The following is an 8,121-nucleotide window of genomic DNA, read 5'->3' as shown; positions in this document are numbered from 1 at the left end:
TCTGCTCTTCGGTGAACCTGCTCTTCTTCACGGCTCTGCTCCTCCCCTCAGGGGCTCACACAACCGGAAAACTCGCACTCACGCCGGACCAAAGCGATGGGGGGACGTCAGCCGCTTCATTGCGGAAGCGCTTCGTATAATTCGAGCTGATACGGCTGCCACTAAGCGGCGTCGGCAAGCTCTGGCTTGCTTGTCCTCTGTCCCCGCGAGAGGAACCGCATCACAACCACGAAGAAAATCGGAACCATGAACACGGCGAGCACAGTCGCGGTAATCATGCCGCCTAGTACACCTGTGCCAAGGGCCTGTTGACTCTTAGCGCTCGCGCCGGAGGCGATCACCAGCGGCACCACGCCGAGGATGAAGGCCAGCGACGTCATCACGATCGGCCGGAAGCGTAGTTCCGCCGCCTCGAGCGTCGCCGCGATCAACGGCTTGCCTTGCGCGCGCAGGTCCTTGGCGAACTCGATGATCAGGATCGCGTTCTTGGCTGACAGACCGATGATGGTGATCAGGCCCACCGTGAAGTAGACGTCGTTCGGCAGCCCGCGCAGGTAGGCGGCCGCCACAGAGCCGACGATGCCGAGCGGCACCACCAGCATGACGGCGAACGGGATCGACCAGCTCTCGTAGAGTGCGGCGAGACACAGGAACACGAACAGGATCGAGAGCCCGAGCAGGAATGCGGCCTGGGAGCCGGCAAGCTTCTCCTGCAGCGACTGACCCGTCCACTCGTAGCCGAAGCCGCCCGGCAGTTCGCTCGTCAACCGTTCCATCTCGGCGAGCGCGTCGCCGCTGGTGTAGCCCTGTGCCGGGCTGCCAGTAATGCGAACGGCCGGGTAGCCATTGAAGCCGATCACCTGGGTTGGACCGACAACCCAGGTGACCCGAGCAAACGAGGCGAACGGCACCATGGCACCGCTGCTGTTGCGGGCGCTATACGTCAGCAGATCCTCCGGCCTGACCCGCTTATCCTCACGTGCCTGGACGACCACGCGCTGCATACGGCCGCGATTGAGGAAGTCGTTGACGTAGCTGGATCCGAGCTGTGCCGAGAGCGTGGTGTTGATATCGGCAAACGTCACACCGAGGGCGGCTGCCTTCTCGCGGTCGATGTCGAGCCGGATCTGTGGGGCTGGCGGCAGACCCTCGACTGTCACCTCGCGCAGGATCGGCGAGCGGCTAGCGGCCGCCAAAAGCTGATCCTTGGCAGCCATCAGCGCCTCGTAGCCACGCTGCGAGCGGTCCTGCAGACGGAAGCTGAAGCCGCTCGTCGTGCCGAGATTGGCGATCGGCGGTGGGGCGAGCGCGGACACCTCCGCGTCACGCAAGCCTACGAAAGTCTCATTGCTCCGGTCGATGATGGCCGCGGAACTCTGATCGGCATCGCGCTCCGACCAGTCCTTCAGGGTGACGAAGGCCTGTGCCGTCATCGCGCCTTGACCGAAAAAGCTGAAGCCCGTGATGAACGTGAGCTTGTCGACGCCCGGCGTTCCGGCGAGCTGTTCCTCCACCGAGCGGACAACATCGAGCGTCCGATTCGCACTCGCGTCCGAAGGTGCCAGAACGTCGGCCATGACGAAGCCCTGGTCGTCGATTGGCACGAAGCCCGCAGGCAGCCGCCAAAGGGCGTAGCCGAGGCCGCCCAGCAATGCCAAGTAGAGCAGCATGAAGCGGCCCGAGCGCGCCACCATCCAGCGCGTCGTGGTGCCGTAGCGGCGCGTCAGCCAGTCCAGGCTGCGGTTGAACCAGCCGAAAACGCCCTCCTTGGCGTGACCGTGCCCCTTAGCGATCGGCTTCAGCATCGTGGCACACAGAGCCGGGGTGAGCGACAGCGCCAAGAAGGCGGAGAAGCCGATCGACACGACCATGGCGGCCGAGAACTGCTGGTACATGATGCCGACCGAGCCGGGAAAGAACGCCATCGGCACGAACACCGCCATCAAGACGAGCGTGATGCCGATCACGGCGCCCGTGATCTGACCCATGGCCTTCTCGGTGGCCGCTCTCGGCGAGAGGCCCTCCTCGGCCATGATGCGCTCGACGTTCTCGACCACCACGATGGCGTCATCCACGAGGATGCCGATGGCCAGCACCATGCCGAACATGGTGAGCACGTTGATCGAGAAGCCCATCAGGAGAAGGGAGACGCAGGTGCCGAGCAGCGCGATCGGCACCACGATGGTCGGGATCAGCGTGTAGCGGAAGTTCTGCAGGAACAGGAACATGACGACGAAGACGAGCACCACCGCCTCGGCGAGCGTCAGCAGCACCTTCTTGACCGACGCCGTGATCACCGGCGTGACATCGTAGGAGATCTCGTACTTGAGGCCCGGCGGGAAGAAGCGGGCGAGCTGCTCCATCTTGGCCTTCACCGCCTTGCCGGTGGCGAGCGCATTGCCGGTCGGCGCGAGCTGCACGGCGATGGCGGCCGCGGGCTTGCCGTTCAGGCGGGTTGAGAAGGCGTAGGATAGGCCGCCGACTTCCAGTCGTGCGACGTCGCGCAGGCGCACGGTGGAGCCGTTCGGGTTGGCGCGCAGCACGATTGAGCCGAAATCCTCGGGCGACTCGAGCTGGCCCTTCACCAGCACCATGTTCTGCGTGCGCTGAGCTCTCGGGCTCGGTTGCACGCCGAGCAAGCCCGAGGCGACCTGCGCGTTCTGCGCCTTGATCGCGTCCTCGACATCCTGCGCGGTCAGGTTGACGCCGAGCATCTTGTCCGGATCGAGCCAGACCCGCATCGCACGTTCGGTCGAGAACAGGCGCGCCCGGCCGACACCAAGGAGACGCCGCAGCTCCGGCAGCACGTTGCGGGTGGCGACATCGCCAAGGCCGACCTCGTCGAGGCTGCCGTCGCTGGAGGTGAGCGTCACGAACTGTAGGATGGCGCTGCTCGCCTCGACGATGAGGATGCCTTGCTCGCGGACCGCCTCCGGCAGGCGTGGTTCGATGCGCTTGATACGGTTCTGGACATCGACGGCGGCCAGCGCGATGTCGGTTCCGGGCTGGAAGTTGACGATGATCTCGACCTCGCCGGTGGTGTCGCTCGTCGACTCGTAGTTGAGGACGTTGGCGGCCCCATTCAGCTCCTCCTCGATCAGCCGGGTGACACTGAAGTAGAGGTTCTGGGTCGAGGCTCCGGGGTAGACGGTCGAGATCGAGATCGAGGGTGGCGCGATCACCGGATACTGCGCGACCGGTAGGAACGGCAGCGCGAGCAGTCCGCCTAGGCAGATGAAGATCGCCACCACCCAGGCGAAGATCGGACGCGCGATGAAGAAGCCGGGCATGGCGGCAGGCCTCCGGAGGGAGCGGGGCGCTTGGAAAGGGATCAGTTCGGTCGGGCTTGCGCCGCCGCCTGCTTGGCTGGCAACCACGGCACGGGTTGCACCACACTGCCGGGCGTGAACTTCTGGAAGCCCTCGACGACGACGCGATAGCCGGGCTTCAGCCCGTCCTCGACCACGATCTCGTTGCCGAGCGTGCGGCCGACACGCACCGGCTGCAGTACGGCGCGGCCCTCGTCGTTGACGACGTAGACCTCGCTGCCGCCGGCATTGTTGCGCTGGATCGCCTGCTGCGGCAGCACGATGGCATCGGCGTCGATACCCTCCTCGATTTGCACGCGCATGTAGGTGCCCGGCAAGAGTTCCGCGTTTGGGTTCGGGAATTCGCCGCGCAGGATTACTTGGCCAGTGCCGGGGTCGACCGTGACATCGGAGAAGAGAAGCCGCCCGGAATGTGGGTAGAGGGTGCCATCGTCGAATACGAGGCGCACCTCGGCGGCGTTGGGCGACACCTTCTGCAGCCGGCCGTCGCTGAGATCGCGCTTGAGCTGGTTCAGCTCGGTCACGGACTGCGTGAAGTCGGCGTAGATGGGATCGAGCTGCTGGATGGTGGCGAGGTGTGTGGCCTCGTTCTGGCCGACGAGGGCGCCCTCCGTCACGAGCGCCCGCCCGATCCGCCCGGTGATCGGCGCTCGCAGGGTTGCGAAGTCAAGGTTGAGCTGGGCACGCTGGACGGCGGCCTTCTGAGCTGCGACGTCCGCTTCGGCCTGCTTTTCTGCCGCCAGTGCTAGATCGTACTGCGCCTGGGTTGTGGTCTGCCCGCTGAGGAGCTGCCGCAGGCGATCCTCCTGACGATTTGCCTGGAACAGTGTCGCGTCGGCCCTGGCCAGCGCCGCCTTGGCGGCGTCGAGTTCGACCTCAAATGGCTTGGGATCGATGTGATATAGGACGGTCCCTTCCTTGACGAGACTACCCTGCTCGAAGGTTTGCTTGACGATGATACCGGACACGCGCGGCCGTACCTCGGCGATGCGCATCGGCGTGATCCGACCCGGCAATTCCTTGACCAGGGTTACGGCCTTCGGCTCCGCGACGATGATGCTGACTGCGGGAGCCGTCGCTGCTGTGTGAGCGGAGGAGGCGGCCTGTTTGTCCTGGCAGCCTATCAATGCGATGAACAGAACCAGGATCGCCGCAGTGCCCGTAAGTTGACTCCGCGTGCGCGCACCTACGCGTTCATGCCCAGGTATCGGCTCGCTTCCAATGCGGAACAGCATCGGACAATCCTCTGGTCTGGCACTGATGAGGCGCGCTCCGAGAGCATCCGACATCGCAATCTCACATGAGACTACCAGAGGAGCCCGGATCTCCGTATAAATAGGTTCGTGATCTACGCTCGCCGTTTCAAGCGCGCGGATGAGAAAAGTCGATTGACTTCCTCAATGAGCCGCATTGGCGAAACGCGCCTTGCTCGTATTAGGTTTGTCACTTAACTGCACAGCATCCCCGGTCCGGGCCCCTCTGGCGAGAGCTGCCGGCGATCTCGCGATGTCGGACCATCTTCGACAGCGTAGGCCGACCGCAGCCGACTACCTTGAGCTACATCAACAGGTCTGGGCAGACGTCCTCATACAGTCAGGTTTCGTTGCAGACCGCGACCAGACTTTGAGTGGGGTGAAATGCTGCACGAGGATCTGCGCTCACCCTGTACCGAGGAAGCCGCCGTATTCCACGCCTTCTCGCGCATCGTCGCGGAGGCGCGCAGTGCATTCGTCGTTCTCGACGCCGCACCCACTAGACGCACACTGCTCCTACTCGATGCGACCGGGGCCTATCGCCGCCAGATGACGCGCGATCTCATCTCCGCACCCGGCACGCACGCCTCGGGTAGGATCGTCACCCCTCTCATGCGTCTGCGGGATCCCGCCTACACCCATGTCATTGTCGTAACCCTGCCCGAGACCACGCCCGTCTCGGAGGCGGCCGCGCTCCGGGAGGATTTGCGCCGGGCACAGATCGAACCGTATGCTTGGGTGATCAACCGAAGCCTCTGGCAATCGGCAAGCATGATCCGCTGCTGCGCACCTATCACCTGCTAGAGCACCTGCGGCGGGACAGCGGGCTGTTCCGCCGGAACGAGGACGCGATCCTGGCCGCGACCAACCTCGTGGTGTTCGTCTTCACGATGACGGGCATCGTCTACGCCACGCAGCACGATCACAACCCGGCCATCCAGACGCCGGTCGACGCGCTGTACTTCACCGTTACCTCGCTCACAACGACGGGCTATGGCGACATCACACTGCCGGGCTCCTCGGGACGATTGCTCTCGGTCTTCGTGATGATCTGCGGCGTGACGCTGTTCTTCCGCCTCGCCCAGGTGGTGTTCCGACCCTACAAGGTGCGCTTCCCCTGCGACGCCTGCGGGCTGCAGCGCCACGAGCCAGACGCCGTGCACTGCAAGGCTTGCGGCAACCTCCTGAATATCCCCGACGAGGGGGCGGACTGACGGCGCGAGCGCAGCAAACCTTCGAGTCGGGTGCAGGCCCCAATGTCCTCAAGGGACGATAGCCATAGGGGCCACGACGCGCCGCTCCAGCGCCGCGACGATCGTCGACGACAATAACTCCGCCGCCGCCGACACGTGGCCCGGCGCTTGGTAGAGGACGATCTCCGTATCGGGGAGCTTAGGCAGTTGAAGGCGGCCCGAAACCGACACCATGTCCGCAGGGACCATTTCCGTCGGCAACACCGTCACCCCGAGCCCGGCTTGCACGGCGGCCTGCAATCCGGCCAAGCTCGGGCTGGTGTAGACGATGCGCCAATCGCGTCCGGCGACATCGAGGGCCGACAGCGCGCGCTTGCGATAGACGTCCGGCGCCGGCGAGAGGACGAGCGGGATCGGGTCACCGGCTTCCGCAACGAGACGCGGTGACGCGACCCAATCGAGCACCTCCCGCCAGACCCGCGTCCCGCCGCTCGGACCCTGGGGCTCGCGCTTGAACAGGATCAGGTCGTACTTCCCCTTCGAGAAGTCGTCGAGCAGGTTGACGGTGAAGTCGCAATTCACCTGGAGCGCGACCTGCGGATGGGCGCGAGCAAAACACGCCAAAACCTCCGACAGGTGCGTGGTCGCGAAATCCTCGGGCGTGCCCAGCCTGACGAGGCCCGTCAATTCCGGCGTGACGATCCGGGAAAGGGCCTCTGCACCGAGCTTGAGCATCTGCCGTGCATAGGTGAGCAGAACCTCGCCTTCGGGCGTCAGCTTGAGCTCCCGGCCGTCCCGGTCGAATAGGCGACGGGAGATGCCGTCCTCCAGACGCTTGATCTGCAGCGACACGGTCGACTGCGTCAGGCCCAGTCTACTGGCCGCGCGCGTGAAGCTCCCGTTGTCGACGATGGCGACGAACGTGCGCAGCAGGTCGAGGTCGAAAGGCAATGGCGGGCCCGGCATCGCCGTCACATCAGCTCACCTGGGTCGGATCTCAAGCTCCGGCCTCAAGCCTCCGCGAAATCCTCACTGATCGTAATGGCGCGATGTGACGGAACACACATTGCCCTTTGACCAGGTGTCTATCTCGGGGATTAAATTTCGATCGGCATACGCGGAGCATTCATCCTCATTTGTTTTCGCAATGAGCGTCATTGAACCCGCGAAATTGTACTGCGAACCAAGTGTCTCCAAATCATTTGCGTGGATGAAGCGGACCTGTCTGGAAAACTGTGGTGGCCAGGCCGACCTCGATCCACGGACAGGTCGTCACAACCGTAAATTTGATTGGAGACAAGCGATGAAGGCGTCGAAGAAGTTATCCATCGTGACGGTCGCGGCCGCGCTCTGTGTCGCGCCGCTCTCCGCCGCATTCGCCGACCTGCGTGTAGGCTCTCCGACGCGGCCCCTCCCGCAGACGACCTGGGATGGGCTCTCGACCGGCTCGATCCTCTCGGGGGAGATGCTGACCCGCGCGGTCGGCGGCTGCCGCAGAAGCTCAGCCCAGGAAGGCAACGCCGACCAGCAGCACTTCCCGGTGCAGCAGTACGGGCAGACGTCGGGCGGCTATCGCTGCTGAAGCGGGCGCATCACCTCGACGCGACAGCCGTCCGGCTGTCCAGCAATCGCCGACATCAACATGGTCCGCCGTGCCACCCGGGCATGGCTGACCGCGCGTGCGATCCTCGCCCTGGAGGGCATCTCACCGGCATCCGCCACACGCCCTCCGGTGGACCGCCAGTCGCTTCGATCTAACCCCATGAGGTTCGAGCCCGGCATGAGCCGGGTGTTCCGGGTCGGCTCCGCGCTCCCGCATGACGACGGTTTTTCCGTTTCTCCACGGCCGGGCCCGGCAACATGGCGGCGCCATGGCCTCCCTGCACGCACTCGATCCGATCTGGAAGGTCCTCGACCCGTGGATGCGATCAAACACACGCCCCTGACGTTCGCGGAAGCCTGCAGGCTCATCGCGCGCCTCCTGAAACCGGAGGCGGGCTTCGTCTGGACGGCCGTCGTCTATGGGGCCGCCGTGGCGCTCCTGGGCCTTGCCGTGCCGGTGTCGGTGCAGCTCCTGATCAACTCGGTGGCCAACACGGCGCTGCCGGCGCCCCTGTTCGTCCTGTCCGGGCTTCTGCTCGGGCTTCTGCTCGCCGCCGCCATGCTCAGCGCCGCGCGGATATACGTCCTGGCGCTGTTCGAGCGGCGCGTGTTCGCGAGGATTGTCGCGGAAATAGGCCCTCATCCCTGTAGAGGCGGTGGACCCTCTTGTGATTCACCCGCCAACCTTCCCGGCGCAGCAGGATGTAGATCCGGAAGTACCCGTAGCGCACCCGGCTCTTGGCC

The 8,121-nt window shown here is 64.7% G+C and carries 4 protein-coding genes and 3 pseudogenes; 3 read left to right on the top strand and 4 right to left on the bottom strand.

The window, feature by feature from the left end; translation table 11 throughout:
* Positions 1 to 161: 161 nt before the first annotated feature.
* Both MFF56_RS31580 and MFF56_RS31575 read right to left on the bottom strand, forming a co-directional pair.
* Positions 162 to 3,290: a multidrug efflux RND transporter permease subunit gene (locus MFF56_RS31580; protein WP_043387813.1), complete on the bottom strand. Its 3,129-nt coding sequence runs from the start codon at positions 3,288 to 3,290 to the stop codon at positions 162 to 164.
* Positions 3,291 to 3,331: 41 nt separating this feature from the next.
* Positions 3,332 to 4,564 (bottom strand): efflux RND transporter periplasmic adaptor subunit, encoded by a 1,233-nt coding sequence (locus MFF56_RS31575; protein WP_081948791.1) that lies wholly within the window; start codon positions 4,562 to 4,564, stop codon positions 3,332 to 3,334.
* Positions 4,565 to 4,966: 402 nt separating this feature from the next.
* On the opposite strand from MFF56_RS31575, the pseudogene MFF56_RS31570 reads away from it, so the two are divergent.
* Together MFF56_RS31570 and MFF56_RS31565 are read left to right on the top strand one after the other, a co-directional pair.
* Positions 4,967 to 5,370 (top strand): annotated as a pseudogene (locus MFF56_RS31570) (ArsA-related P-loop ATPase); the annotation flags it as partial.
* Positions 5,362 to 5,796: pseudogene (locus MFF56_RS31565) on the top strand (potassium channel family protein); the annotation flags it as partial. The pseudogenes MFF56_RS31570 and MFF56_RS31565, both read left to right, overlap by 9 nt.
* A gap of 48 nt (positions 5,797 to 5,844) precedes the next feature.
* Here the strand turns inward: MFF56_RS31565 and MFF56_RS31560 are convergent.
* Entirely contained in the window at positions 5,845 to 6,741 is an 897-nt protein-coding gene (locus MFF56_RS31560; RefSeq protein WP_043387815.1) for a LysR substrate-binding domain-containing protein, read from the bottom strand.
* A 337-nt stretch (positions 6,742 to 7,078) separates the two neighbouring features.
* On the opposite strand from MFF56_RS31560, the gene MFF56_RS31555 reads away from it, so the two are divergent.
* Positions 7,079 to 7,357 carry a hypothetical protein gene (locus tag MFF56_RS31555; RefSeq protein ID WP_043387816.1) on the top strand — a complete coding sequence of 93 codons (279 nt, stop codon included), beginning with the start codon at positions 7,079 to 7,081 and terminating at the stop codon, positions 7,355 to 7,357.
* A 652-nt stretch (positions 7,358 to 8,009) separates the two neighbouring features.
* Here the strand turns inward: MFF56_RS31555 and MFF56_RS31550 are convergent.
* Positions 8,010 to 8,121, bottom strand: a pseudogene (locus tag MFF56_RS31550) (IS3 family transposase); the annotation flags it as partial.

The sequence above is a fragment of the Methylobacterium hispanicum genome (assembly GCF_022179285.1).
Classification (GTDB): Bacteria; Pseudomonadota; Alphaproteobacteria; order Rhizobiales; family Beijerinckiaceae; genus Methylobacterium; species Methylobacterium hispanicum.
This window is presented reverse-complemented; position numbering and strand designations above follow the sequence as displayed.